Raw genomic sequence first — 24,732 nt, forward strand, 5'->3', positions numbered from 1 at the left:
GACCTTCGCCCTCCACCTGTGTTACACCTGCGGGAAAATCAGCTCCAGTGCCTGAATTGAATCTTCCCAGTCGGCGCGTTCAAAAATGCCTTGTTGCAAAAATGCCTCCAGCTGCGGCCACAGGGTAATCGCTTTGTCGAGCATCGGGTCGCTGCCTTTGGCATACGCCCCCACGCTGACCAGATCGCGGTTGCGCTGGAAGCTGGAGAGCAGTTGTTTAAAGTTACGCACGCGGGCGTAGTGCTTCTCGGTTATCAGCGCCGTCATTGCACGGCTGATAGAGGCTTCAATATCAATGGCCGGATAGTGTCCGGCTTCGGCCAGACGACGCGACAGCACAATATGACCGTCAAGGATCGCGCGCGCGGAGTCGGCAATCGGGTCCTGCTGGTCATCGCCTTCCGTCAGTACCGTATAGAACGCGGTGATGGAGCCGCCGCCGCTGATGCCGTTCCCCGCGCGCTCAACGAGGGCAGGGAGTTTGGCGAAGACCGAAGGCGGGTAGCCTTTGGTCGCCGGTGGCTCACCGATGGCCAGCGCGATTTCACGCTGCGCCATCGCGTAGCGGGTCAGGGAATCCATGATCAGCAGCACGTGCTTGCCGCGGTCGCGGAAATCTTCGGCAATACGGGTGGCATACGCGGCACCCTGCATACGCAGCAGCGGCGACACGTCCGCCGGCGCGGCGATGACCACCGAGCGGGCGCGGCCTTCCGCTCCCAGAATGTTTTCAATAAAGTCTTTTACTTCACGACCACGTTCGCCAATCAGACCTACAACGATCACATCAGCCTGCGTGTAGCGCGCCATCATGCCGAGCAGGACGGATTTACCCACGCCTGACCCGGCGAACAGGCCCATACGTTGCCCGCGTCCCACGGTCAGCAGGGCGTTAATCGGGCGCACGCCGGTGTCGAGCACATGCTCGATAGGGGTTCGCTGCAGGGGGTTAAACGGTTGGGTGATCAGCGCGCCGGTTTCGGTGGTGTCCGGGGAGGGCAGTCCGTCGAGCGGCTTCCCGCTGCCGTCCAGCACGCGGCCCAGCAGGGCAGGGCCAAGCGGCAGCTGCTTCCCGCTTTGCAGCCCGTCGCCAGACGTGTTTTTGGCGTACACGCGCGCGCCGGGCAGAATGCCTTCCACCTCTTCAAGCGGCATCAGGAACAGGCGCTGGCCGTTGAACCCGACTACTTCGCTTTCCACTTCACGCGTTTCCAGACCGTCCTGACGCTCGATCACGCAGGTCGCGCCCAGCGGCAGCTGCAGGCCGGTGGCCTCCAGTACCAGACCGGTGGCGCGCGTCAGTCGCCCATAACGACGAACAGATGGCAGTTGCGCCATCTTCGTCTCAAAGTTGTCGAGCGTGGTGAGCCAGCGGGTGAGGCGTGCGGTCATCAGACGACTCCCGGTGCCGCCAGGCGGCACAGTTCCTGCCAGCGGGTGGCGACGCTGGCATCCAGGTCACCTTCATCGGCAGAGACTTTGCAGCCGCCGTGATGTAACGACGGGTCACCACGCAGGCGCCAGCCGTGCAGGTTTAGCGTCGCGCCCAGGCTCTCTTCCACACGCTGCAGATCGTCCGGATGGACGCGCAGCTGCGGCTTCCCGCTGAACAGCGGCTCCTGCTGCAGCAGGCCCTGAATTTGTTTAATCAGCGCAGTGTTATCCACTACGGGCGTCTGGCCTATGACCTGACGCGCGGCTTCCAGCGCCATCTGCATCAGTCGCGAGGCTATCACGCTGTCCAGCGCGTCCAGCGTGTGCTGAAACTCGCTGACCAGCTGCTGCATGCGGGCATGGATCGGCGCCTGCTGCTGGCGCGCCTGATCGATACCGTGCTCTAACCCTTTCGACAGGCCTTCCTGGTACCCCAGCTCGTGGCCTTTCTGCCGGCCTTCGTTCAGACCGGCATTGTAGCCCTGCTCGTGCGCCTGCAATTGCAACTGAGCCAGCATCTGTGCTTGCTGCTCTTCTTCGCTCAGCTCGGGCTGCTCGACGTCCGGGTCAAGCTCCTCGGTCGGGAGCGCGGCTGGCGTGAACTCGGAGAGGGGAGGAGCCAGATCGTCCGGCGTCCAGCGCTTCCACGGCAGCTCATTAGACATAGGTGTCGTCTCCGCTGCCAATCACCATCTCGCCGGTTTCCGCCAGACGACGAACAATAAGCAGAATGGCTTTCTGTTCGTTTTCCACCTGAGACAGACGAACCGGGCCGCGGTTGGCAAGGTCGTCGCGCAGGATATCGGCCGCACGCTGAGACATGTTGCGCAGGAACTTCTCGCGCAGCGGCTGCTCGGCGCCTTTGAGGGCGATAAGCAGCGACTCGGAATCCACTTCCTGGAGCAGGCGCTGGATGCTGCGGTCGTCCACTTCGACGAGGTTCTCGAACAGGAACATCTCGTCGATGATTTTCTGGGCCAGCTCGCCGTCGAATTCGCGAACCGCCGTAATGACAGCCTCTTCCTGCTGCGTTTTCATCAGGTTGATGATTTCCGCCGCCGTTCTCACGCCGCCCATTTTGCTGCGCTTGAGGTTCTGGCCGTCGAGCAGGTTGTTCAGCACCTCGGTCAGCTCCGCCAGCGCGGCAGGCTGGACGCCACCGAAGGTGGCGATACGCAGCATCACATCGTGACGCAGGCGCTCTTCGAACAGCGCCAGAATATCGGCCGCCTGACCACGTTTAAGGTGGACAAGGATGGTGGCGATAATCTGCGGGTGCTCGTCGCGAATAAGGTCGGCGGCACTCTGCGGTTCCATAAAGTTGAGCGTTTCGATACCGCTGGCGGTATCGCGGGTTTCCAGAATGTCTTCCAGCAGGCTGGAGGCACGCTCTTCGCCTAGCGCCTTGACCAGCACGGAACGGAGGTAGTCGTTGGCGTTGATGTTCAGCGCGGCAAACTGTTCGGCTTCCTGTTCAAACTCTGCCAGCACTTCAGTCAGCTGCTTGTTGGAGATCTGACGCACGTTGGCCATGGCCGCACTGAGAATTTGCACTTCTCGCTGGGAGAGGTGTTTAAACACCTCTGCCGCGCGATCTTCGCCAATGGTCATCAGCAGGATGACGCTTTTATCGGTGCCCGTAAGCGTATTACTCATGTTCGTTACCCATCCACTGGCGGATGACCAGCGCCACGACGCGCGGATCGTTATCTGACATTTCGCGAATGCGCTGGCTCATGACCTCAGCTCCCATGCGCTGGTTAGCACGACGCTGCTGCATCTGTTCATCTTTGCTGAGGCGCACTTCAACCGCTTCTTCGGTTTCCTGACGCGCATTCATCTGCTCGCGAGCCGCTTTTTCGGCTTCAGCGCGGCGCTGGAGCTGCGGACGAACGCCCTTACGCCACAGCAGCCACGCGACAATCAGCACCAGCAGCCAGCGTCCTGCGGACATCAGCTGGTCGATAAACGCCTGCTGTTGCCAGAACGGCAGTTCACCGCCGGTCTCTTCAACCGAGTTGAACGGTGAGTTCACCACGTTGAGGGTATCGCCACGCTTCTCGGAGTAACCCATCGCTTCACGGGTCAGGTTTTCAATCTGCTTCATCTGCTCGGCGGTCAGCGGCAACGGTTTGCCATCCGCCAGCGTTTTGTAGTTCACCACTACCGCAACGGAAAGACGCTGAATATCGCCCACGTTCAGTTTAGTGTGGCGAATCGTCCGGTCCACTTCGTAGTTCGTGGTTTCGTTACGACTGCTGGTACGCGGACCGGCGTTACTGGCCGTTGAGGTGGTCTGCTGATTATTTTGCTGACCGTTCTGCTGATTGGCCGGAGGCGTAGAGATCGGCGCCGCGTTAGCCGGGGCCGGCTGGTTAGACAACGCACCCGGCACGCCGCCTGGGTATGCACCGCCGACCTGTTCGTTCGAATTGATCTGGCGTGAACGCATTACCGCCTGAGCCGCATCGCCGTTCGGGCTGTATTGTTCTTCAGTTTGTTCTTTATTCGCGAAGTCGATCTGCGCGGTAACCTGCGCGTGCACGTTGCTGTTACCCACAACCGGGCCGAGGATCGCTTCAATACGACGCTGGAGACGGCTTTCGACATCGGCGGCATATTTCAGCTGCGCGTCATTGAGATCGCGACCGGCGGTGTTGGATTGCGTCAGCAGGTGACCGCTCTGGTCAACCAGCGTTACGTTACCCGGTGGCAGACCGGCGACGGCGCTGGAGACAAGATGCGTCACCGCGCTGATTTGCCCTTCGTCCAGCGCGCGGCCAGGTTCGAGGTTCACGGTAACGGAAGCCGAAGGTGATTTCTGTTCACGGACAAATAAAGAAGGTTTAGGCATCGCCAGGTGCACGCGGGCACTCTTCACCGGGCCTAATGTTTCAATGGTGCGGGCCAGTTCACCTTCCAGCGCACGCTGGTAGTTCACCTGCTCGCTGAACTGGCTGATACCGAATTTTTCCTGATCCAGCAGCTCAAAACCCACCGCGCCGCCCTTCGGCAGCCCCTGCTGAGCCAGACGCAGACGCAGTTCGTGCACCTTATCTGCCGGTACCTCAAGCGCACCGCCATTATCGGCAAAGCGATAAGGGATGTTCATCTGGGTAAGCTGGGTGACGATGGCGCCGCCATCCTGATCGGAAAGGTTACTGTAGAGTGTCCGGTAATCAGGGCTTTTCGCCCACAGGACCATCGCTACAAGGATCGCAATTGCGGCAGCGCCTGCCACGATCAACGGGATTTTAGGATTCGCGCGAAGGCGGTTCATCCACTCGAGTGATTTATTCTGCGGCGCTGTCGATGCTGTTGCACTCATTGCGCACCTCTTAAATCCTGGTGGTTTACGTTATTCGTGTAGAGAAACAAAACTGACTCCCGGGTCGGCAAACACGACAAAAGTTCCATATTGATGGCCCTGCCATTATTTGATGATTCGTGATTTTCTATGCGTCAAATAACCTGGTTTTTTCATGCTATTTACCGCCATTATCTTATTGACAAGCTGTTAGTCTTGACCGCGTAAAAAACCATCCAGGGGAAAGTTATGGCTATACAGGGCATTGAAGGGGTAATCAGTCAGTTGCAGGCAACGGCGATGACGGCCCGTAATCAGAATGTGGCAGATCAGCAGCCGAGCATCAGCTTCGCAGGGCAACTGCATGCCGCTCTTGACCGTATCAGTGATACCCAGACCGCAGCGCGCACTCAGGCAGAAAAGTTCACCCTCGGTGAGCCGGGCGTGGCGCTGAATGATGTGATGACCGATTTGCAAAAAGCCTCGGTTTCCCTGCAGATGGGGATCCAGGTGCGTAACAAGCTGGTGTCGGCCTATCAAGAGGTCATGGGGATGCAGGTTTAAGACCTGGCGATCTTCGCTGGCAGCCGCAGCGCTTTAATGCCACAATATTTTTTTCTTCGATTGCAGGAAAGATGATGAAAAAAATAGCAATTGCTGGCGCGCTGCTGGCACTGACCGGGTGCGTTCAGGTCGATAACTATAACGACGTGATTAAGCATCCTGTCCCGGCGCATCTGGCAGGGTACTGGCAGTCGAAAGGGCCGCAGAGCAACATGGTCAGCCCGAATGCGATTGCCACGCTGGTGGTGACGGAGGAGGGCGATACGCTGGACTGCCGTCAGTGGCAGCGCGTGATTGCCGTGCCGGGTAAAATCATGCTGCGTTCAGACAGTTATTACAACGTGACGCGTAAGCTCGATATCTATCCGCTGGAGCGCGATGGCTTGACGCTTGAGTACGACGGGCTGGAGCTGCAGAAGGTCGATCGTCCAACGGTTGAGTGTGCCGATTACCTGAGCAAGAATCCGCTGGCGAGTAAACTGCCCTAAAGGTAAACGCAAAACGGCAACCTCGTTGCCGTTTTTGGTGTTTGCGCCCTCTCCCTGTGGGAGAGGGACGGGGTGAGGGCATCAGGCCGCACGTTTCCCGTTCTACAGCGCATCCTCTATTACCCACACGCTCACGCTTCCGCCTTTGCAGGTAAAAGTGCCTTCGCCATCCGCCGCCGTAGTGATGGTTTCTTCGCGATTGCCGAGAAAATCCCGCCACATTTTGTTGCCGTAGTTTTCCCCAAGACAAATCACTTTTTCACCATCGTCCCCGTTTGACATCACCACCACGCAGCCGGGATCGTCATCCGTGCCGCTGCGGCTGAAGGCAATGCAGTTAGGATGGTCGAAAAACAGCGTCTGCACGCCGTGGGCAAAACGCTGACGCGCGAGGATCAGCTCGTGAAGCTGCTCAATGACCGGCATATCAATATGGTACGTTTCACCGTCTCCTCCCGTGTCGTCATAGCTGGCGCCGAAGAGGTCCGGATAAAAGACGCTTGGCACGCCATTTTCCCGCAGCAGGATCAGCGCATACGCCAGCGGTTTAAACCAGGCTTCGACCGGCGCTTCGAGCGCCTGCAGAGGCTGGGTGTCATGGTTCGCGACGAGGGTGACAGCATGAAATGGATCGGCTTCCACCAGGGTACCGGTGAAGATTTGGCTCATGTCGTAATCCCGACCCTGACGTGACGCCTCGTGGAATTTCATCTGCAGGGGAGCATCAAACAGCATGGTTTTGCCTTCGACCTGGTCAATATAGGCCTGAAGTTTGTCCACCTCGTGGGACCAGTATTCCGCCACGATAAACAGCGGCTGGTCGGCGACTTCCTGGACGTGCTCAATCCACTCTTTGTAAAACCAGGCGGGAATATGCTTGACGGCGTCCAGACGAAAACCGTCGCAGCGCGTCTGTTCCATGACCCAGCGGGCCCAGTATTTGATCTCCTCGGTCACGGCGTGATTGCGAAAGTCGATATTTTCGCCCATCAGGTAATCGAAGTTACCCATCTCATCATCAACCTGATCGTTCCAGCCTTCGCCGGTGTAGTCGTTGACGATTTTAAAGATGCCGTCTTCATCGGGGTTTTCTATATGGTCGACGCCGCTGAAGCATTTGTAGTCCCAGATAAACCGGGAATATTGCCCGGCGCGGGCAGGGAAGGTATAGCGGGTCCAGGCTTCACACTCGATGACCTCGTCATCGATTTGCGTGCGGTCCTGTTCATTCACACGCTGAACGCGGACAGATTCCTTCTCATCTGCACCCATTTTGTGGTTGACCACCACGTCCAGCAGCACGGCAATGTCGTTGCTTTTGAGGGCGTTAATGGCCTCCAGCAGCTGCGCTTTGTCGCCGTATTTCGTGGCAATACTGCCTTTCTGGTCAAACTCGCCGAGATCGAACAGGTCGTAAGAGTCATAGCCGACAGAATACCCGCCGGACGCACCTTTGTAGGCGGGTGGCAGCCAGATCATGTTGATGCCGATTTCGTTAAGATTGGGAGCTAACGCCGTGACCTCTCGCCACAATTCACCGCCAGCAGGGTAATACCAGTGAAAACATTGTAACAGGGTGGGGTTTTTCATCATCCTTGCTCCAGAAGCCGGTTGGCAGACTTCTGGAGTATGGATGAAGAAATCATAGTTGTGTGTCGCGGGTAAAACTTTCTGGATAAAGAATATTCCCTGACAGCTTTCCATAGGTAGAAGTGATGGATTGCTGTTTACCGGTTTGATCAATCAGACTGCGCAGTTCGTCCATGCGGACTTTCAACAGTGCCTTTAGCGCATTCTCATTTTCAAGGATCATTTCCAGCAGCGCACGCGCTTGCTCAACCTGAGCCGGAGGGCATGACATGATGGGCGTTTGCGAAATCTTTTCCACCAGTTGTACGTAATGCATTTCCTGCTCGATAAGCGCATCCCATTGACCAGAATGTGCGAGATTTAGCATAGCAATGCTCTGAGCATGTAGCGCCTGCCAGTGGCTAAGCGCTGCGCTGGGATTATTCATCAAAAATTATCCTGATATAGAGGACGCATTGGGGCCGATTTGCTTCCACGCATCCGCAATGTTGTTTAATAAACCCTCGACTTCAACAATTGCGTCTACGTCATTACTGACATTCGCCAGTAACAAACGTCGAACCATATATTCGTACAAGGAGGCAAGGTTACCGGACAACTCGCTCTCAACCTCCATGTTCAGTCCTGCTTTTAAACCGTTGTCGATGATGTTGATGGCTTTGGATAAGGCTTCGCCTTTTTCGCGAATTTGTCCGGCTTCCATGAACAGACGCGCGCGAACAAGGGCGCTATGCGCCCCGTCGAACAACATGACAATCAGCTGGTGTGGACTGGCATTCATGACTGCGCTTTCGACTCCTATCTGCTGATAGGATTGAACACCAGAGGTCTTATACATATCCACTCCTGAAGGCTACGACTACTTTTGTGAGAACTGTTGGGTCAGGTAGTTGGCTGTACTGGTCATTTTGGTGACTAATACGTCCAGACTGGTGAACTGGGTTTTGTAACGTGCCATGGTGGCTTCAATTTGAGCATCCATGGCATCGTAACGTTCGCCCAGCGTTTTCAGCGTTTTGTTGATCCCGTCTTTCGCGTTCTGGATCACCCCGGCGCTGCCGGTACTGGTGCTGAGCATGGTGGTCAGCGTGTTGTTCATCTGGGTCGCCATACCGGTTTTCTTTCCGTCACCGACAAAATACTGCTGTACGGCGTTCGGGTTGTCGGTCAGCGCTTTTTTCAGCTTATCGGTGTCGACTTTCAGGTTACCGACGGTACCGTCCGCGCCTTTCACCGGATCCTGGGTAATCCCCAACTGGGCCATAATCTGAATGGAGCCGGTCTGCACTTCGGTCAGCAGGCCGCGCAGCTGAGACTGAACCCCACGCACGTTCGCATCACCGACCAGCGCGCCGTTGCTGGTAGATTGGCTGCCGGAGCCTGCATCGACCGGAACATACTTCGTCAGGCTGTTAATGGTAGACTGCAGCGAGTTATACGCTGTGACCCAGTCCGTGATCGCCTTCTGGTTCGCATCCGTTGCGCGTGAAACCTCAAGGGTTTCGTCTGCCGTGCTTTGCGCTTTCACGCTGAAGGTGACCCCAGGCAGCGCATCGGTAATGGTATTTGACTGGCGCTCGATCGAGATGTTGTTCACCACCACAATCGCGTTCTGTGCGGCGGTATTCACCGTCAGCGCGCCCGTTTTGGTGGTTGAATCGTAGCCAATGGCGCTTTGCAGCTTGGCGTCGCCGGTAACGCTTACCGTCATCGCACCATCGGTACCGGTGGTTTTTGATGACAGCATCAGGCGGTAATCACCGTCTTTCGCTTTAATGACGCTGGCGGTGACGTTGCCGTTCGCTTTATTAATGGCGCTCGCGATCCCGGCCAGCGACGTATCGCCATCTGCCAGGGTGACCTCTAAAGGCGTTGTGGTACCCGGCTGGGTGATGGTGATTTTACGCGTTGTACCTGTCGTATCGCCCAGCAGGTCCGTGTTGTTAGCATAGGAGCCGGTAGTGAGTGCCTGTGCTTTCGCAACCTGGTTGACGTTGACAACAAAGGAACCCACGGACGCGTCAGCCGTTGTGGTGGCAGTAAAGGCCGTGTTGGTGCTGCTAACGGACGTTGAGTTCCAGGTGGTTGCTTTACCCAGTGCAGCGGTCGCAGTCTGCAGCGATGTCATGGCGCTCTGCAGCTTGCCGTAAGCACTTAGCTGTGCGTTATACGTTGATTGCTGGGAAGTAATCGTCGTCAGCTTGGTTTTCTCTGCCGCTTCCAACTGATTATATAAATCCCCGAGTCCTGCAGAACCTATCCCGAGGTTACTGATAGTAGCCATGCATATTTTCCTTAAAATACGAAAGTAGTTCAGGACTCTTATCGGCCTCTCAAGGTAAAAGTTTACGATGGCGAGAAAAAAATAATCCAAAGAATAGACGCGTCCTGGCGGGGTAAATGAAAGGATTGCACTTTAGGGTCATTATCACAGCATTGAAAACACGAATAAGTGTGTGCCTTTTTTGTCATCTCTTTGTGCATTTAAAAAGCGTAAATAATAAGCCTCTGGCGGACCTTAATTGATTTTTTTAAAAATAAAATCATTAATAATCATCGGCTTGTAATTTTTTCAAAATTGATTCTAAAGTCTTTTGGGGACCCGTCGATAACCTTGTTGACGGTGAGAGACGCTGTGAGTGTTAGGCACCGGACCTAAAACCCAATTTTTGAAGGAAACAAAATTATGGCAGTTATCAATACTAACCTGTTGTCCCTGACCACTCAGAACAACCTGAACAAATCTCAGTCTTCTCTGGGCACTGCTATCGAGCGTCTGTCTTCCGGTCTGCGTATTAACAGCGCGAAAGACGATGCTGCTGGCCAGGCGATTGCAAACCGCATGACCGCTCAGATCAAAGGGATGACCCAGGCTGCACGTAACGCCAACGACGGTATCTCCATGGCGCAGACTGCTGAAGGTTCTCTGAACGAAATCAACAACAACTTGCAGCGTGTTCGTGAACTGGCTGTTCAGGCAAGCAACGGCACCAACAGCGCATCTGACCTGGCTTCTCTGCAGGATGAAGTTACCGCTCGTCTGGCTGAAATCGACCGTGTTGCGGGCAAAACTGACTTCAACGGCATCAAACTGCTGGACGGCACTGCAGGTACTGCTGGTGTGGTTAAAATTCAGGTTGGCGTTAACGACGGCGACACCATCAACCTGGATCTGAGCGGCGCTAAAGCTGACTCTACTACTCTGGGCGTGAACGCTATCGACCTGAAAGCAATGACCGCTACTGACCTGAACACCATCGACAAAGCTATCGCTACCGTTGATAAAGCACGTTCTGGTCTGGGTGCTGTGCAGAACCGCTTCACTTCTGCAATCAACAACCTGAACAACACCTCTAACAACCTGTCTGCTGCTCAGTCCCGTATCCAGGACGCTGACTACGCAACTGAAGTTTCCAACATGTCCCGCGCGCAGATCCTGCAGCAGGCTGGTACTTCTGTTCTGTCTCAGGCAAACCAGGTTCCACAGACCGTTCTGTCTCTGCTGCGTTAATATTACGCGTGAAACCCCGCTTCGGCGGGGTTTTTTTATCTCTGCTATTTGAGAATCCACCTGTGAAACAAATCAGTGTCACTCAACCAAAGCTGGTCGCAGATTTTTCATGTGTCGGTGGGGAATGCCGTGAACATTGTTGTCAGGGCTGGACCATCGCGTTTGATAAATCCTCCGTTAACCGTTACCTGAACAGCAAAAATGCCGCCATTCGTCATACGGCGAAAACGGCGATAAAAGTTACCAAAAAACAGTATGGCAACTGGGGCGAAGTGATTTTCCATACGGAAAGTAAAAACTGCCCGTTTATGGATACTGAAAAACTCTGTTCTATTCATAGCGCCATGGGCGCGCAGGCGTTAAGCCCAACCTGTTCGTCGTTTCCACGGACAAACCGGGTCTATAAAAATGAAATCGAAAAATCGCTGAACCTCTCGTGTCCGGAAGTGACCCGACTTCTGTTGAACGATCGGGAGTCTATGTCGATGATGGAATCTGTCATTGTCCAGCAGGACGTCAATACTGCGCCAATGATTGATTTAAAAGCAAAGGTCATCAATCTCTTCTGCCAAAACCTTTTCAGCGTTGAAGCGGTCTGCGTTGAAGAGCAGGTTTACGCCGTGGTGAAATTCCTCATGGTGGCTGAAAAGCTCGAGAGTCTCGAAGAGAATATCGGCACGCTTGAAACGGTTTATTTCTCGCTGGTTAACGAACTGGTGAGCGGTAAAATCAAAACGGAACTGGGCGGGTTTAATCAGAACTACAGCCTGAAATTCGCGTTAATTTCGCTTATCCAGAGCTACTTTACGAAGAAAGCGACCGCTCGCGGCGGCGCGGTATTAAACCGCTATTTTACTCAGCTTTATCAACAGTTCGAATCTGTCGGTGATGCCGTACCGGCAGAGAAGGTCATGGAGAACATCGAGTCCGTCTGGCGCGATGTGGCGGGCAGTTACCTGGCGACCAATGACCATTTATTTAAGAACTTTTTTAAATACAAACTCTGGGAGCAGGGCTTCCCACAGAACAATGGCCGCAGCATGTTGAATAATCTTTATTTAATCGTTGCGGAGTTCTATTTCCTGAAAACGTTACTTGCCGGTCAGGCTCTCGTGGCGGGAAAAATTGAACAAGATAATATTATTGATGTTATTTACAGCTTCCACTCCCTTAGCCAGCATAATCAGGAAGCGGGAAAGCTCTTTCATCAACATATAGATAGCGTCAAACTGGGCGACGATCTTTCATTGTTACAACTGTTAATTTAGGCAGAAAAGTTGCCCCTGTTGTGGGCAACCTCAGAATAACCTCATTTTATCCCCCTTTTTCATCCAATTGAACGCCCTGCAGAATCGGATAATCATGCCGATAACTCAACTAACGCAGGGCTGTTTATCGTGAATTCACTCTATACCGCTGAAGGTGTAATGGATAAACACTCGCTGTGGCAGCGTTATGTCCCGCTGGTGCGTCACGAAGCATTGCGCCTCCAGGTGCGCTTGCCGGCGAGCGTGGAACTCGACGATCTGCTACAGGCGGGCGGTATCGGGTTATTGAATGCAGTTGACCGATACGACGCTCTGCAAGGAACGGCATTTACGACTTACGCAGTTCAGCGTATTCGTGGTGCGATGCTGGACGAGCTGCGCAGCCGCGACTGGGTGCCGCGCAGTGTTCGCCGCAACGCGCGCGAAGTGGCGCATGCGATGGGGCAGCTGGAACAGGAACTGGGACGTAACGCAACGGAAACCGAAGTGGCGGAACGTCTTGGCATTGCTGTTGAAGAGTATCGTCAGATGTTGCTCGATACCAATAATAGCCAACTCTTCTCTTATGACGAGTGGCGCGAAGAGCATGGCGATAGCATCGAGCTGGTGACGGATGAGCACCAGCAAGAAAACCCGTTACACCATTTAATGGAAGGGAATTTACGCCAGCGCGTCATGGAGGCTATTGAAGCTCTGCCTGAACGCGAACAGCTGGTATTGACCCTTTATTACCAGGAAGAGCTTAACCTCAAAGAGATTGGCGCTGTTCTGGAGGTGGGAGAGTCGCGGGTGAGCCAGCTGCACAGCCAGGCCATTAAACGCTTACGAACCAAGCTGGGTAAGTTATAGGTGATTGATTCACCTGAAAAATGCCGCACAACGTATTGACAACCAGGAGTTATCATGACGGTGCAGCAATCTAAAAGACGGCCTTTAAGCCGCTACCTGAAAGACTTTAAACACAGCCAGACGCATTGCGCCCACTGTAACAAGTTACTCGATCGTATCACGCTGGTTCGCCGGGGCGAAATCGTCAATAAGATTGCGATTTCGCGTCTCGACACGTTGATGGACGAAGCAGCATGGCTCGAAGAGCAAAAAGAGTGGGTGGCGCTTTGCCGTTTCTGTGGGGATCTCCACTGCAAAGAGCAAAGCGACTTCTTCGACATCATCGGCTTCAAGCAATTCCTGTTTGAACAAACGGAGATGAGCCACGGCACCGTTCGCGAATATGTGGTTCGCCTGCGTCGCCTTGGGCAACATCTGACCGTAAACAATATTTCTCGCGATCTGCTGAAAACCGGTTATCTGGATGAAAATCTGGAGCCGTGGCTGCCTGCGACCAGCACCAATAACTACCGAATTGCGCTGCGCAAGTATGCGCAATACAAGGTACAAATGCCGGGTGCCATAAAGCAGAAAGCCCACGCCGGAACAACTTCTGATATATATTAAAAAAGAATAAGATGTAGCGCAGTCGCCTTTGACGTTACAGGCGATTTCTCTACACTACGTAAAAATTCCACTATATCGGGGTATTTATGAAATTTGCACTTCTGGGTCGTCAGGCGCTGATGGGTGTTATGGCCGTTGCGCTGGTTGCGGGCATGAGCGTGAAAACGTTCGCCGCAGAAAACCTGCTGAATAAAGTAAAAGAGCGCGGTACGCTGCTGGTCGGGCTGGAAGGAACCTATCCTCCGTTCAGCTTCCAGGGCGATGACGGTAAGCTGACCGGTTTCGAAGTGGAGTTTGCTGAAGAGCTGGCGAAGCACCTCGGCGTTAAAGCGTCACTGAAACCGACCAAATGGGACGGTATGCTGGCGTCGCTGGATTCCAAACGTATTGATGTGGTGATTAATCAGGTGACCATTTCTGACGAGCGTAAGAAGAAGTATGACTTCTCTACGCCGTACACCGTGTCCGGTATTCAGGCGCTGGTGAAGAAAGGCAACGAAGGCGGGATTAAAACTGCCGCAGACCTGAAAGGGAAGAAAGTCGGTGTTGGTCTGGGGACTAACTACGAAGAGTGGCTGCGCCAGAACGTGCAGGGCGTGGATATCCGCACCTATGATGATGACCCGACGAAATACCAGGATCTGCGCGTGGGCCGTATCGACGCTATTTTGGTTGACCGCCTGGCAGCGCTGGATCTGGTGAAGAAAACCAACAACACCCTGGCGGTAGCGGGTGATGCGTTCTCTCGTCAGGAATCAGGTGTGGCCGTGCGTAAAGGTAACGAAGACCTGGTCAAAGCGATTGATTCCGCGATTGCTGACATGCAAAAAGACGGAAGCCTGAAAGCGCTCTCCGAGAAGTGGTTCGGTGCAGACGTCACGAAATAAGTTTCTGACGTAAAAAAAGGCGCTTTTAAAAGCGCCTTTTTTATTTCTTTCGCGTCTGCGTGCATAATGAAAAATATCACATTTTGTCAGAGTTACCGGAGAACCCATGTCACTACAGAATTTAACGCGCTTTCCTCGCCTGGAGTTTATCGGCGCGCCGACGCCGCTGGAGTACCTGCCGCGATTTTCTGATTATTTAGGGCGCGATATTTTTATTAAGCGTGATGACGTGACGCCCATGGCGATGGGGGGCAATAAGCTGCGTAAGCTGGAGTTTCTGGCGGCGGACGCCCTGCGCGAGGGCGCGGATACGCTCATCACTGCCGGGGCTATCCAGTCCAACCACGTTCGTCAGACGGCGGCAGTGGCGGCAAAGCTCGGACTCCATTGCGTGGCGTTGCTGGAAAACCCGATTGGCACGCGGGCAGAAAACTATCTCACCAACGGTAACCGTCTGCTGCTGGACCTGTTTAATGTACAGGTCGAAATGGTGGATGCGTTGACCGACCCGACCGCCCAGCTCGATGAGCTGGCGACGCGTCTGGAAGCGCAGGGTTTCCGCCCCTACGTTATCCCTGTTGGCGGTTCGAATGCACTGGGCGCGCTGGGGTATGTGGAAAGTGCGCTGGAAATTGCCCAACAGTGCGAGGGCGCGGTGGGCCTCTCCTCCGTGGTGGTCGCGTCCGGCAGTGCAGGCACGCATGCCGGGCTGGCGGTAGGGCTGGAGCAACTGCTGCCGGAGGTCGAGCTGATTGGCGTGACGGTGTCCCGTAGCGTCGCGGATCAGAAGCCGAAAGTGGTCACTTTACAGCAGGCGGTCGCCGCGCAGCTGGAGCTGAAGGCAAAGGCCGATATTCTGCTCTGGGATGACTATTTTGCGCCGGGTTACGGCACGCCGAACGAAGAGGGCATGGAAGCGGTGAAACTGCTGGCCCGCCTCGAGGGGATACTGCTCGATCCGGTGTATACCGGCAAAGCGATGGCCGGACTGATTGATGGCATTGCGCAGAAACGCTTTAAGGATGAAGGGCCGATTTTATTTGTCCATACAGGCGGGGCGCCTGCGCTGTTTGCCTACCATCCTCATGTCTAAAAGTCAGGTCGAAAAATAATAATGCAAGAAAGTATTCAACTGGTTATTGATTCTCTGCCGTATCTGCTGAAAGGTGCGGTATTTACGTTGCAGCTCAGTATCGGCGGGATGTTCTTCGGGCTGGTACTGGGATTTGTGCTGGCCTTAATGCGCATGTCACCCATCCTGCCGGTGCGCTGGCTGGCGCGTTTTTATATCTCCGTCTTTCGCGGTACGCCGCTTATCGCCCAGCTCTTTATGATCTACTACGGCTTACCGCAGTTTGGTATCGAGCTGGATCCGATTCCCGCAGCGATGATTGGTCTGTCGCTCAATACTGCGGCGTATACCTCTGAAACCCTGCGTGCGGCCATCTCCTCCATTGACAAAGGCCAGTGGGAAGCGGCGGCCAGTATCGGGATGACGCCATGGCAGACGCTTCGCCGGGCCATTCTGCCGCAGGCGGCGCGCGTGGCGCTTCCACCGCTGAGCAACAGCTTCATCAGTCTGGTGAAAGATACTTCCCTGGCGGCAACGATTCAGGTACCGGAGCTGTTCCGTCAGGCACAGCTCATCACCTCCCGTACGCTTGAAGTTTTTACCATGTATCTGGCTGCCTCGCTGATTTACTGGGTGATGGCGACGGTGCTGTCTGCCCTGCAAAACTATTTCGAAAACCAGCTTAATCGCCAGGAGCGTGATCCAAAATGAGTGCTATCGACGTCAAAAACCTGGTGAAAAAATTCCACGGTCAAACGGTGCTCCACGGGATCGATCTTGAAGTCGAGCAGGGCGAAGTGGTGGCAATCATTGGGCCGAGCGGCTCAGGGAAAACCACGCTGCTGCGCAGCATTAACCTGCTTGAACAGCCGGAAGGCGGTACCATTCGGGTCGGGGAGATAACGATTGATACCGGGAAATCTATCAGCCAGCAGAAAGGGTTGATTCGCCGTCTGCGCCAGCATGTCGGCTTCGTTTTCCAGAACTTCAACCTCTTCCCGCACCGTACGGTGCTGGAGAACATTATTGAAGGGCCGGTTATCGTTAAAGGTGAGCCTAAAGAGGAAGCGACGGCGCGCGCTCGCGAGCTGCTGGCCAAAGTCGGGCTGGCGGGGAAAGAGACCAGCTATCCGCGGCGTCTGTCGGGAGGGCAACAGCAGCGCGTGGCGATAGCGCGCGCGCTGGCGATGCGCCCGGACGTGATCCTGTTTGATGAACCGACTTCAGCGCTCGATCCGGAACTGGTAGGTGAGGTGCTGAATACCATTCGCCAGCTGGCGCAGGAAAAACGGACGATGGTGATCGTGACGCATGAGATGAGCTTTGCCCGCGATGTTGCTGACAGAGCCATCTTCATGGATCAGGGGCGGATTGTGGAGCAGGGGCCGGCGAAAAGCTTATTCGCCAACCCTCAACAGCCGCGAACCCGTCAGTTCCTTGAAAAATTCCTTATGCAGTAGCATTTTTGCACGCATTTGCTCCAGAAAATTACCCTGGAGCAAATTATTCTCCCTCTTTGTGAAGGCCTCTGTTTTTTTATTCCATCCGGCTCGGATAAACCTTATCAATAGTAAAGTTAATTGTGCTATTGCCGATATTTTGTGGTTAGAAAAAAGTTTTCTGTGTTAGCTTATATTCACCATAATAATGATTATCTGTTCAGAGGCTTCATTTAGTAAGTATGAAGGATTTAGACTTTTTCACCTGGCGACGGGATTGCTCCCTCCGGTTTCAGGAGTTGACCTGTGCCGCCGAGGTATATCAGGAGCTGGAGCGACAAACTCAGGCGCTGGAATTTGATTATTACGCGCTCTGCGTGCGCCATCCCGTGCCATTTACCCGCCCTAAGATCTCCCTGCAAACCACTTACCCCAAGCTGTGGATGGCGCAATATCAATCCGCGAACTATTTCGCGATCGATCCGGTTTTAAAAGCGGAGAATTTCATTCAGGGGCATCTCCCCTGGACAGACGCATTATTCGCTGAGGCGCAGGAATTATGGCATAGCGCCCAGGACCACGGTTTACGCGCGGGAATAACGCAGTGCCTGATGCTGCCGAATCATGCGCTCGGCTTCCTCTCTGTTTCTCGTACACGTGTACAGGAAGGGCCATTATCCCATGAGGAAATAGAACTGCGGTTGCAAATGCTGGTGCAAATGGCCTTAACCTCTCTGATGCGTTTTGACCATGAGATGGTCATGCCACCCGAAATGAAATTCAGCAAGCGCGAACGTGAAATTCTGAAATGGACTGCGGAAGGGAAGACGTCAGCGGAAATAGCGATCATTCTCTCGATCTCAGAGAATACCGTTAACTTCCATCAGAAGAATATGCAGAAGAAATTTAACGCGCCCAATAAGACCCAGATCGCATGCTATGCGGCGGCAACGGGACTGATCTGACTCCGTAAAACGTTCTGCGTGACAGACGAGCGAACGGCTGAATGCACTGCATCCAGCCGTTTTTTGTTACTGGCGGTACGCTTGCTTGATTTGCTTAACGGTGTTAGCAAATACCGCTGATTCAGCCTGGTCTTCCATCTCCGCGATTTGTTTTTCCATTTTAATGATCACACGACCGGCATCAGCCTGGCCCATCGCCTGCAGCATCAGCGTCAGCAGTGCTTTCAGGCAGTTTACTTCCTGTGCCAGTTCCTGGTTATTCTCCGCAGTGGCAAATTCAGGTGTGCTCATTTATTTTCCTCATTATTAAACGGCGCTAAAGCGCGACGACGAAAGTCAAGGCGGCGGAGTATACCACAAGCTGAAGCAAAAAATGCAGCGGTTGTTTTTCGTACTTTTACGTGGATGTTTAATTGCGTAAACAGAACGTACCGGTAAACTGAAGCGCTGTTACAGGCTATTAATTGCTTATGCCCGGTTCGCTTGCCGTTAATTATTGTTACAAAAATTTGAGATCTGTTTTTTTTGCAGGGAAAGCCTGCAAGTTTTTTGTAACTTTTTGAATACAGATGATTAAAAAAAGCCGCAAGAGCCCTAAAAACACGGCCTCTCTTTCCACCGCCTGTACAGGCTAATTTCCAAAAACGAGAGCAAAATCGAATAGCCGGTTTTTTAACGTTTTAATCTTGTCAGGAAAACCGTTAATATAAACCAAATTATCACTCAGTAGCGTTATCCCTATTCTGGAGACATTTCCTTTGATCAACGTCCTTCTTGTTGATGACCACGAACTGGTGCGCGCAGGGATACGACGCATTCTTGAAGATATTAAAGGTATTAAAGTTGCCGGTGAGGCATGCTGTGGTGAAGATGCGGTAAAATGGTGCCGTACTAACTCCGCCGATGTGGTGCTGATGGATATGAACATGCCCGGTATCGGTGGTCTTGAGGCAACACGCAAAATCGCGCGTACCTTTGTAGACACCAAAGTCATCATGCTGACCGTGCATACCGAAAATCCACTGCCCGCGAAAGTGATGCAGGCGGGGGCCGCGGGTTACCTGAGTAAAGGTGCTGCACCGCAGGAAGTCGTCAATGCTATCCGTTCCGTGTTTGCCGGACAGCGTTATATTGCGTCCGACATCGCTCAGCAGATGGCGCTGAGTCAGATTGAGCCCGAGAAAACCGAATCACCGTTTGCCAGTTTGTCCGAGCGTGAATTGCAGATTATGCTGATGATCACCAAAGGTCAGAAGGTGAATGAGATCTCGGAACAGCTGAATCTCAGCCCGAAAACGGTAAACAGCTATCGTTATCGGATGTTCAGTAAACTGAACATTCATGGTGACGTCGAACTGACGCATCTGGCCATCCGACATGGTTTGTGTAATGCGGAGACGTTGTTAAGTCAGTGAGTGATGTGTTCGATTCAAAAGCATTTCTGAAAACCGTAACCAGCCAGCCTGGCGTCTATCGCATGTATGACGCTGGCGGTACGGTTATCTATGTGGGGAAGGCTAAAGATCTTAAAAAACGTCTCTCCAGCTATTTTCGCAGCAATCTGGCCTCCCGTAAGACCGAAGCGCTGGTCTCACTCATTCAGAATATTGATGTTACCGTCACGCATACAGAGACAGAAGCGCTGCTGCTTGAGCACAACTATATTAAGCTCTACCAGCCGCGCTATAACGTCCTGTTGCGGGATGATAAATCCTACCCGTTTATCTTTCTGAGCGGCGACACCCATCCGCGCCTCGCCATGCATCGCGGGGCAAAACATGCGAAGGGTGAATATTTCGGGCCGTTCCCTAACGGTTATGCCGTGCGTGAAACGCTGGCGCTGCTGCAAAAAATCTTCCCGATCCGCCAGTGTGAAAACAGCGTTTACCGTAACCGCTCGCGCCCGTGCCTGCAGTACCAGATTGGCCGCTGCCTGGGACCGTGCGTGGCCGGACTGGTGAGTGAAGAAGAGTATGCGCAGCAGGTGGATTATGTGCGCCTGTTCTTAGCCGGAAAAGACGATCAGGTCTTAACGCAGCTGATCGCGCGGATGGAAAAAGCCAGCGCTGCTCTGGAGTTCGAAGAGGCAGCGCGTATCCGCGACCAGATTCAGGCGGTGCGCAGAGTCACAGAGAAACAGTTTGTCTCGAATACCGGTGACGATCTTGATGTCATCGGCGTCGCCTTTGACGCCGGGATGGCCTGCGTGCACGTTCTTTTCATTCGACAGGGCAAAGTGCTCGGCAGCCGCAGCTATTTTCCGAAGGTCCCTGGCGGTACCGAGCTGGGTGAAGTGGTGGAAACCTTTGTCGGCCAGTTCTATCTGCAGGGGAGCCAGATGCGCACGTTGCCTTCTGAGATCCTGCTCGATTTTAATCTTGACGATAAAACCCTGCTGGCCGATTCGCTCTCTGAACTGGCGGGCCGCCGGGTGAATGTTCAAACCAAACCGCGCGGCGATCGTGCGCGTTATCTCAAGCTGGCGCGAACCAACGCGGCGACGGCACTCACCACTAAGCTGTCGCAGCAGTCGACGGTGCACCAGCGTTTAACGGCCCTGGCGGCGCTGCTGAAGCTTCCGGAAGTGAAACGGATGGAGTGTTTCGACATCAGTCATACGATGGGGGAACAGACGGTAGCGTCCTGCGTGGTGTTTGATGCGAATGGCCCACTGCGCGCCGAGTATCGCCGCTATAACATCACCGGGATCACGCCGGGTGATGACTATGCGGCGATGAATCAGGTGCTGCGTCGTCGCTATGGTAAAGCCATAGAGGAGAGCAAAATCCCGGATGTGATCCTGATTGACGGCGGGAAAGGGCAGCTCGGCCAGGCGAAAGCAGTATTTGAGTCGCTTGATGTCAGCTGGGATAAAAACCATCCGCTGCTGCTGGGTGTTGCAAAAGGGGCCGATCGTAAGGCCGGGCTGGAGACATTGTTCTTCGAGCCGGAAGGTGAGGGCTTCAGTCTGCCACCGGACTCCCCGGCGCTGCACGTCATCCAGCATATTCGCGATGAATCGCACGATCACGCCATCAGCGGTCACCGCAAAAAACGGGCGAAGGTGAAAAACACCAGTTCACTGGAGACGATCGAAGGCGTGGGGCCAAAACGTCGTCAGATGCTGCTGAAATATATGGGCGGATTGCAAGGATTACTCAACGCCAGCATGGAGGAAATTGCAAAAGTGCCGGGTATTTCGCAAGGGCTGGCAGAAAAGATCTACTACTCGTTGAAACATTGAGGGCTCTGTAGCAACATAGAGCTAAATTTTACTGACAACAAATAGTTACCGTCACTATGCAATATAATATCCCTACGTTGCTCACTCTTTTTCGTGTTGTACTCATCCCGTTCTTTGTGCTGGCGTTTTACCTGCCGGTTGTCTGGGCACCTTTTGCCTGTGCATTGCTCTTCCTGATCGCAGCGGTAACAGACTGGTTTGATGGCTATCTGGCGCGCCGCTGGAATCAAAGCACCCGTTTCGGTGCCTTCCTCGATCCGGTGGCGGACAAAGTGATGGTCGCTATCGCCATGGTGCTGGTGGCCGAGCACTATCATACCTGGTGGGTAACGCTGCCTGCGGCAACCATGATCGGCCGTGAGATCATCATTTCTGCACTGCGCGAGTGGATGGCGGAGCTGGGGAAACGCAGCAGCGTAGCGGTCTCGTGGATAGGTAAAGTCAAAACGACGGCGCAGATGGCCGCGCTGGTCTGGATGCTCTGGCGTCCGAACGCCTGGGTTGAGTGGGCGGGGATTGGCCTCTTGTGGGTCGCGGCAGTGCTGACGCTGTGGTCCATGCTGCAATATTTGAACGCTGCGCGCGGGGATTTGCTTGATCAGTGATCGTTTCGCCGTAAATTTCAGCAAACGATTCGGGGATGTAAAAAATAACGTTGACTCATAACGTCATATCAGTAGAATGCAACGCATCGAACGGCGGCACAGCCAGCCGGACGATAATGAAATCAAGTGGTTAGACAGTTACTTGATGACATGCGGGAATAGCTCAGTTGGTAGAGCACGACCTTGCCAAGGTCGGGGTCGCGAGTTCGAGTCTCGTTTCCCGCTCCAAATTAAAGACATGCGCAGTAGCGGGTGTCAGCTTTAAAGATTTAACGGCGCGTTAGCAAAGCGGTTATGTAGCGGATTGCAAATCCGTCTAGTCCGGTTCGACTCCGGAACGCGCCTCCACTTTCTTCCCTGGCCGGATGGTGGAATCGGTAGACACAAGGGATTTAAAATCCCTCGGCGTTCGCGCTGTGTGGGTTCAAGTCCCACTCCGGCTACCATGGGAAAACTAGAATAAAATCAATGATAAGCAGTGTCGTGTAAACCACCGAAAGGTGGTTTTTTATTGTCTATTTTTCACCATTCATCTTCGACACAAGAAGAGGGCATTACTGCCCCGCGATCATCAACCAAACGCGCACCACGCGATAAGTTACCAGCTGATTTCATCCCATCCGATGCTTTTCCGTCATCTCATTATGGTAGGAAGCAGTTAACCCTGACCCTCTAACGCCAGGCGCACCAATCGGTGGGCTTTTTGATGGAGTATGAGCAATTGAGGTCTTCAACGTTCGTCAAAAACCTTGAGTATCGCAATTCGGTATATAAAGTAACCAAGGACAATGAGAGCACCTGACGCTGCACCCCAGATAAAACGGGATTCGTCTTTTGAAAATGAAAAGAAGTAAATACAGGACAATAGGCCCGCAGAAGCAATTCCCATTCCCAACCCGCGCAAAATTCGGGATGCTATTAACTTGATAATGTCCTGAGCGTTCATAACCCACCAAAAAAGTATTTACATACTTCGTTAAATTCATGCTTGTTTACATCTGCTACGCTGCATGCGTCAAGAAAAGGTTTCAATTTTTCTTCAACAAGAAAATACAGAAGATCTAAATCACCCATACTCTTAAGTCGGTAGTAGAGTACAGGGTTCTGGTTTTCAAGCTTTCTAGCCGTATAGATAGCTCTCGATGTTTCTGCGCCAATTGTGAGAGCGCTTCCGATGACCACGCCTGCGGCGAACGAGGTCATAATGCGTGACGATACGGCAGCACCTAGTTTTACTCCGGTTAGCTCAGCGAATATGAATTTACCAGCCATTACGCCGGTAAAATTTTGTGCAATCCCCTGAATATTATCCATGTTAACTTTTGACATGAACTCTCTGATAACAGCGTTAACTATTTTTTGAGTTTCCTGAGTAACCGATATTCCTCGTTTGAACATGTTCGCCATCCTCACACGACCATCAAAATTAGCATGGCGATGAGCCGTGTCTATGAAGTCATAACCGAGGTAATACATGCTAACCGGAAAATAGAGCATTCCCTGCGCTACAGAAACCTGGAAGCCGGAATCGCCAGCACCCAGACTCTTCAGCCAGGATTTCGCGCTGTCCATTTCTAACCTTCCTTATAGTTTTAAAATCCCTCGGCGTTTGCGCTGTGTGGGTTCAAGTCCCACTCCGGCTACCATGGGAAACAAAGAATAATCAAAGCAATAAGCAGTGTCGTGAAACCACCGAATGGTGGTTTTTTTGTGCCTCCAGTTTAGCGCGAAGTGAGCGTATCTCATCGTCATCACGATCGTGCTGTGCCCGAGAATTTGCTGCCATACCAGAACGTTAAGCCTAATTCTCTAATATCAAGCCCGGAAAGCAGGGCGATTTTCAGCAAACCTGCAACCAATCTTAAACAAAGATTTCACTCGCCAGACACAGGTTGCCGCCGCTGATAAACTGGTTGGTATCCACCCTGGAGAGCGGAAGGTTATTGTCATGCAATATGAAGAACAGCAGCTTATCAACGGCCTTTTCGAGCGTCTGAAACAGGCCGGACAACAAAACAGCCAACGGGACGCAGATGCAGAGCGTCAGATCGCCGAATTCGTCAGACAGCAGCCTGCGGCCCCCTACTATATGGCGCAATCGATTTTGATTCAGGAAGCGGCGCTGAAACGCCTGCAGGCCCGCGTTCTGGAGCTTGAAAGCGAATTAGCCGCGCAAAAAAGCAAACCCTCGACGGGCGGCAGTTTCCTCGGCGGCCTGTTTGGTGGTGGGAAAAGTAACCCGCAGCCTGACAACAGCTGGAATGCCCAGCCGCAACAGCCACCGGCGCAGGATTACTCACGGGCGCCAGCGCCGGCTACTCGCGGCGGCGGTTTTATGGCTGGCGCACTCCAGACAGCCGCTGGCGTGGCCGGTGGCATCGCGCTGGCCGAGATGCTTACCAGCATGTTCCATCAGTCGCGGCCGGAAGAGATCGTGAACATTATCGAAGAACCGACAATGCCTGTCGGTGGTGAACCGTTGGTCGGTAATCAATACGGCGACGTTAATAACGTCTCTGACACCCGTTTCCTCAACCAGAACGATCCGTTCGGCAATAATAACGACACCTGGCAGAACGACGATGTAGATGACGACTATAGCAATGACGACGACAGTTTTATTTAACGACGTTATCGTGAAACCACAGAAATGAAGTGAACCCCGAAAGTTGGGTATCCAACTTTCGGGGTTTTGCGTTTCCGAGTCAAAAAAGCCTTCGAGGCTAAGCCTGAAGGCTCATAAGTCACATTCTTTTTACTGCTTTTCTTACTAACAAACCTGTAAGTACTGCCGGAAGCAATCCAAACAAAGAGGCGATATCGACTAACGTATCCTCCAGTGCTTCTATCCCGTATGTGCCGAAAAGATCCATCACGGCATAAGCCCATTCGGCAGGTGTCAA

At 53.4% G+C, this 24,732-nt stretch carries 26 protein-coding genes, 3 tRNA genes and 1 pseudogene; 18 read left to right on the top strand and 12 right to left on the bottom strand.

The features are described 5' to 3' along the window. Window positions 1–21: 21 nt before the first annotated feature. From fliI to fliF, 4 genes are read right to left on the bottom strand one after another with little or no spacing between them, the layout of a single operon-like run. Window positions 22–1,392, bottom strand: a complete 1,371-nt coding sequence (fliI, locus tag BM007_RS15620) for a flagellar protein export ATPase FliI (protein WP_008500325.1) — start codon at window positions 1,390–1,392, stop codon at window positions 22–24. After that, window positions 1,392–2,099: a flagellar assembly protein FliH gene (fliH, locus tag BM007_RS15625; protein ID WP_090419721.1), complete on the bottom strand. Its 708-nt coding sequence runs from the start codon at window positions 2,097–2,099 to the stop codon at window positions 1,392–1,394. Before fliH ends, fliI begins: the two co-directional genes overlap by 1 nt. After that, a complete protein-coding gene (gene fliG, locus BM007_RS15630) occupies window positions 2,092–3,090 on the bottom strand; it encodes a flagellar motor switch protein FliG (RefSeq protein ID WP_023312301.1) in 999 nt (332 codons plus the stop codon). The genes fliH and fliG overlap by 8 nt, the downstream gene beginning before the upstream one ends. Further along, window positions 3,083–4,762: a flagellar basal-body MS-ring/collar protein FliF gene (gene fliF / locus BM007_RS15635; protein WP_024909764.1), complete on the bottom strand. Its 1,680-nt coding sequence runs from the start codon at window positions 4,760–4,762 to the stop codon at window positions 3,083–3,085. The genes fliG and fliF overlap by 8 nt, the downstream gene beginning before the upstream one ends. A 228-nt stretch (window positions 4,763–4,990) precedes the next feature. On the opposite strand from fliF, the gene fliE reads away from it, so the two are divergent. Together fliE and yedD are read left to right on the top strand one after the other, a co-directional pair. Next, a complete protein-coding gene (gene fliE / locus BM007_RS15640; protein WP_008500329.1) occupies window positions 4,991–5,305 on the top strand; it encodes a flagellar hook-basal body complex protein FliE in 315 nt (104 codons plus the stop codon). A 74-nt stretch (window positions 5,306–5,379) separates the two neighbouring features. Further along, window positions 5,380–5,793 carry a lipoprotein YedD gene (gene yedD / locus BM007_RS15645; RefSeq protein ID WP_024909765.1) on the top strand — a complete coding sequence of 138 codons (414 nt, stop codon included), beginning with the start codon at window positions 5,380–5,382 and terminating at the stop codon, window positions 5,791–5,793. A 102-nt stretch (window positions 5,794–5,895) separates the two neighbouring features. On the opposite strand, the gene amyA is transcribed toward yedD, so the two are convergent. From amyA to fliD, 4 genes are read right to left on the bottom strand one after another with little or no spacing between them, the layout of a single operon-like run. Next, complete coding sequence (gene amyA / locus BM007_RS15650; RefSeq protein ID WP_090419893.1) at window positions 5,896–7,383, bottom strand: alpha-amylase; 1,488 nt, start codon at window positions 7,381–7,383, stop codon at window positions 5,896–5,898. A 52-nt stretch (window positions 7,384–7,435) separates the two neighbouring features. Next, a complete protein-coding gene (gene fliT, locus BM007_RS15655; RefSeq protein WP_024909767.1) occupies window positions 7,436–7,810 on the bottom strand; it encodes a flagella biosynthesis regulatory protein FliT in 375 nt (124 codons plus the stop codon). Window positions 7,811–7,816: 6 nt separating this feature from the next. Then, window positions 7,817–8,221 carry a flagellar export chaperone FliS gene (gene fliS / locus BM007_RS15660; protein ID WP_023312296.1) on the bottom strand — a complete coding sequence of 135 codons (405 nt, stop codon included), beginning with the start codon at window positions 8,219–8,221 and terminating at the stop codon, window positions 7,817–7,819. A 21-nt stretch (window positions 8,222–8,242) separates the two neighbouring features. Beyond that, complete coding sequence (gene fliD, locus BM007_RS15665; protein ID WP_024909768.1) at window positions 8,243–9,667, bottom strand: flagellar filament capping protein FliD; 1,425 nt, start codon at window positions 9,665–9,667, stop codon at window positions 8,243–8,245. Window positions 9,668–10,069: 402 nt separating this feature from the next. Here fliD and BM007_RS15670 point away from each other — a divergent pair, with 402 nt between their 5' ends. From BM007_RS15670 to sdiA, 9 genes are all read left to right on the top strand, one after another. Next, window positions 10,070–10,894 carry a flagellin N-terminal helical domain-containing protein gene (locus tag BM007_RS15670; RefSeq protein ID WP_023312294.1) on the top strand — a complete coding sequence of 275 codons (825 nt, stop codon included), beginning with the start codon at window positions 10,070–10,072 and terminating at the stop codon, window positions 10,892–10,894. A gap of 62 nt (window positions 10,895–10,956) precedes the next feature. Next, window positions 10,957–12,162 carry a flagellin lysine-N-methylase gene (gene fliB / locus BM007_RS15675; RefSeq protein WP_090419723.1) on the top strand — a complete coding sequence of 402 codons (1,206 nt, stop codon included), beginning with the start codon at window positions 10,957–10,959 and terminating at the stop codon, window positions 12,160–12,162. Window positions 12,163–12,291: 129 nt separating this feature from the next. Beyond that, window positions 12,292–13,011 carry an RNA polymerase sigma factor FliA gene (locus BM007_RS15680; protein WP_014170714.1) on the top strand — a complete coding sequence of 240 codons (720 nt, stop codon included), beginning with the start codon at window positions 12,292–12,294 and terminating at the stop codon, window positions 13,009–13,011. A 54-nt stretch (window positions 13,012–13,065) separates the two neighbouring features. After that, on the top strand, window positions 13,066–13,617 hold the full coding sequence (gene fliZ, locus BM007_RS15685) for a flagella biosynthesis regulatory protein FliZ (RefSeq protein WP_008500339.1): 552 nt from the start codon (window positions 13,066–13,068) through the stop codon (window positions 13,615–13,617). An 86-nt stretch (window positions 13,618–13,703) separates the two neighbouring features. Then, a complete protein-coding gene (gene tcyJ, locus BM007_RS15690) occupies window positions 13,704–14,504 on the top strand; it encodes a cystine ABC transporter substrate-binding protein (protein ID WP_023336163.1) in 801 nt (266 codons plus the stop codon). 106 nt (window positions 14,505–14,610) lie between these two features. After that, on the top strand, window positions 14,611–15,597 hold the full coding sequence (gene dcyD / locus BM007_RS15695; RefSeq protein WP_090419726.1) for a D-cysteine desulfhydrase: 987 nt from the start codon (window positions 14,611–14,613) through the stop codon (window positions 15,595–15,597). A 21-nt stretch (window positions 15,598–15,618) separates the two neighbouring features. Then, complete coding sequence (gene tcyL / locus BM007_RS15700) at window positions 15,619–16,287, top strand: cystine ABC transporter permease (RefSeq protein ID WP_014884380.1); 669 nt, start codon at window positions 15,619–15,621, stop codon at window positions 16,285–16,287. Then, on the top strand, window positions 16,284–17,036 hold the full coding sequence (tcyN, locus tag BM007_RS15705) for an L-cystine ABC transporter ATP-binding protein TcyN (protein WP_008500343.1): 753 nt from the start codon (window positions 16,284–16,286) through the stop codon (window positions 17,034–17,036). Before tcyL ends, tcyN begins: the two co-directional genes overlap by 4 nt. A 221-nt stretch (window positions 17,037–17,257) precedes the next feature. Beyond that, complete coding sequence (gene sdiA, locus BM007_RS15710; protein ID WP_024909771.1) at window positions 17,258–17,980, top strand: quorum-sensing transcriptional regulator SdiA; 723 nt, start codon at window positions 17,258–17,260, stop codon at window positions 17,978–17,980. A 66-nt stretch (window positions 17,981–18,046) separates the two neighbouring features. Here sdiA and BM007_RS15715 read toward each other — a convergent pair whose 3' ends face one another. Next, window positions 18,047–18,271, bottom strand: a complete 225-nt coding sequence (locus BM007_RS15715; RefSeq protein ID WP_008500345.1) for a DUF2594 family protein — start codon at window positions 18,269–18,271, stop codon at window positions 18,047–18,049. Window positions 18,272–18,738: 467 nt separating this feature from the next. On the opposite strand from BM007_RS15715, the gene uvrY reads away from it, so the two are divergent. The 6 genes from uvrY (at window position 18,739) to BM007_RS15745 (ending at window position 22,275) form a co-directional block, all read left to right on the top strand. Further along, window positions 18,739–19,395: a UvrY/SirA/GacA family response regulator transcription factor gene (gene uvrY, locus BM007_RS15720; RefSeq protein ID WP_013096026.1), complete on the top strand. Its 657-nt coding sequence runs from the start codon at window positions 18,739–18,741 to the stop codon at window positions 19,393–19,395. Next, the gene (gene uvrC, locus BM007_RS15725) at window positions 19,392–21,224 is read left to right on the top strand and encodes an excinuclease ABC subunit UvrC (RefSeq protein ID WP_024909772.1); all 1,833 of its coding nucleotides are present in this window, start codon (window positions 19,392–19,394) and stop codon (window positions 21,222–21,224) included. The genes uvrY and uvrC overlap by 4 nt, the downstream gene beginning before the upstream one ends. Window positions 21,225–21,280: 56 nt before the next feature. Then, entirely contained in the window at window positions 21,281–21,829 is a 549-nt protein-coding gene (gene pgsA / locus BM007_RS15730) for a CDP-diacylglycerol--glycerol-3-phosphate 3-phosphatidyltransferase (RefSeq protein WP_023336158.1), read from the top strand. Between the two features lie 152 nt (window positions 21,830–21,981). Then, window positions 21,982–22,057: transfer RNA gene (locus tag BM007_RS15735), tRNA-Gly, on the top strand. 46 nt (window positions 22,058–22,103) lie between these two features. Further along, window positions 22,104–22,177 (top strand) — tRNA-Cys (locus tag BM007_RS15740). Between the two features lie 11 nt (window positions 22,178–22,188). After that, window positions 22,189–22,275 (top strand) — tRNA-Leu (locus BM007_RS15745). Window positions 22,276–22,771: 496 nt separating this feature from the next. Here BM007_RS15745 and BM007_RS15755 read toward each other — a convergent pair. Both BM007_RS15755 and BM007_RS23440 read right to left on the bottom strand, forming a co-directional pair. Then, a complete protein-coding gene (locus BM007_RS15755) occupies window positions 22,772–23,401 on the bottom strand; it encodes a hypothetical protein (RefSeq protein WP_232473024.1) in 630 nt (209 codons plus the stop codon). A 12-nt stretch (window positions 23,402–23,413) separates the two neighbouring features. Further along, window positions 23,414–23,626: pseudogene (locus BM007_RS23440) on the bottom strand (hypothetical protein); the annotation flags it as partial. Window positions 23,627–23,777: 151 nt separating this feature from the next. Between BM007_RS23440 and BM007_RS15760 the strand changes: the two are divergent. Continuing rightward, entirely contained in the window at window positions 23,778–24,455 is a 678-nt protein-coding gene (locus tag BM007_RS15760) for a DUF2076 domain-containing protein (protein ID WP_090419729.1), read from the top strand. A gap of 118 nt (window positions 24,456–24,573) precedes the next feature. Here BM007_RS15760 and BM007_RS23240 read toward each other — a convergent pair whose 3' ends face one another. Beyond that, complete coding sequence (locus tag BM007_RS23240; protein WP_155725187.1) at window positions 24,574–24,732, bottom strand: hypothetical protein; 159 nt, start codon at window positions 24,730–24,732, stop codon at window positions 24,574–24,576.

It is taken from the genome of Enterobacter sp. NFIX59 (assembly GCF_900113755.1).
Classification (GTDB): domain Bacteria; phylum Pseudomonadota; class Gammaproteobacteria; order Enterobacterales; family Enterobacteriaceae; genus Enterobacter; species Enterobacter pseudoroggenkampii.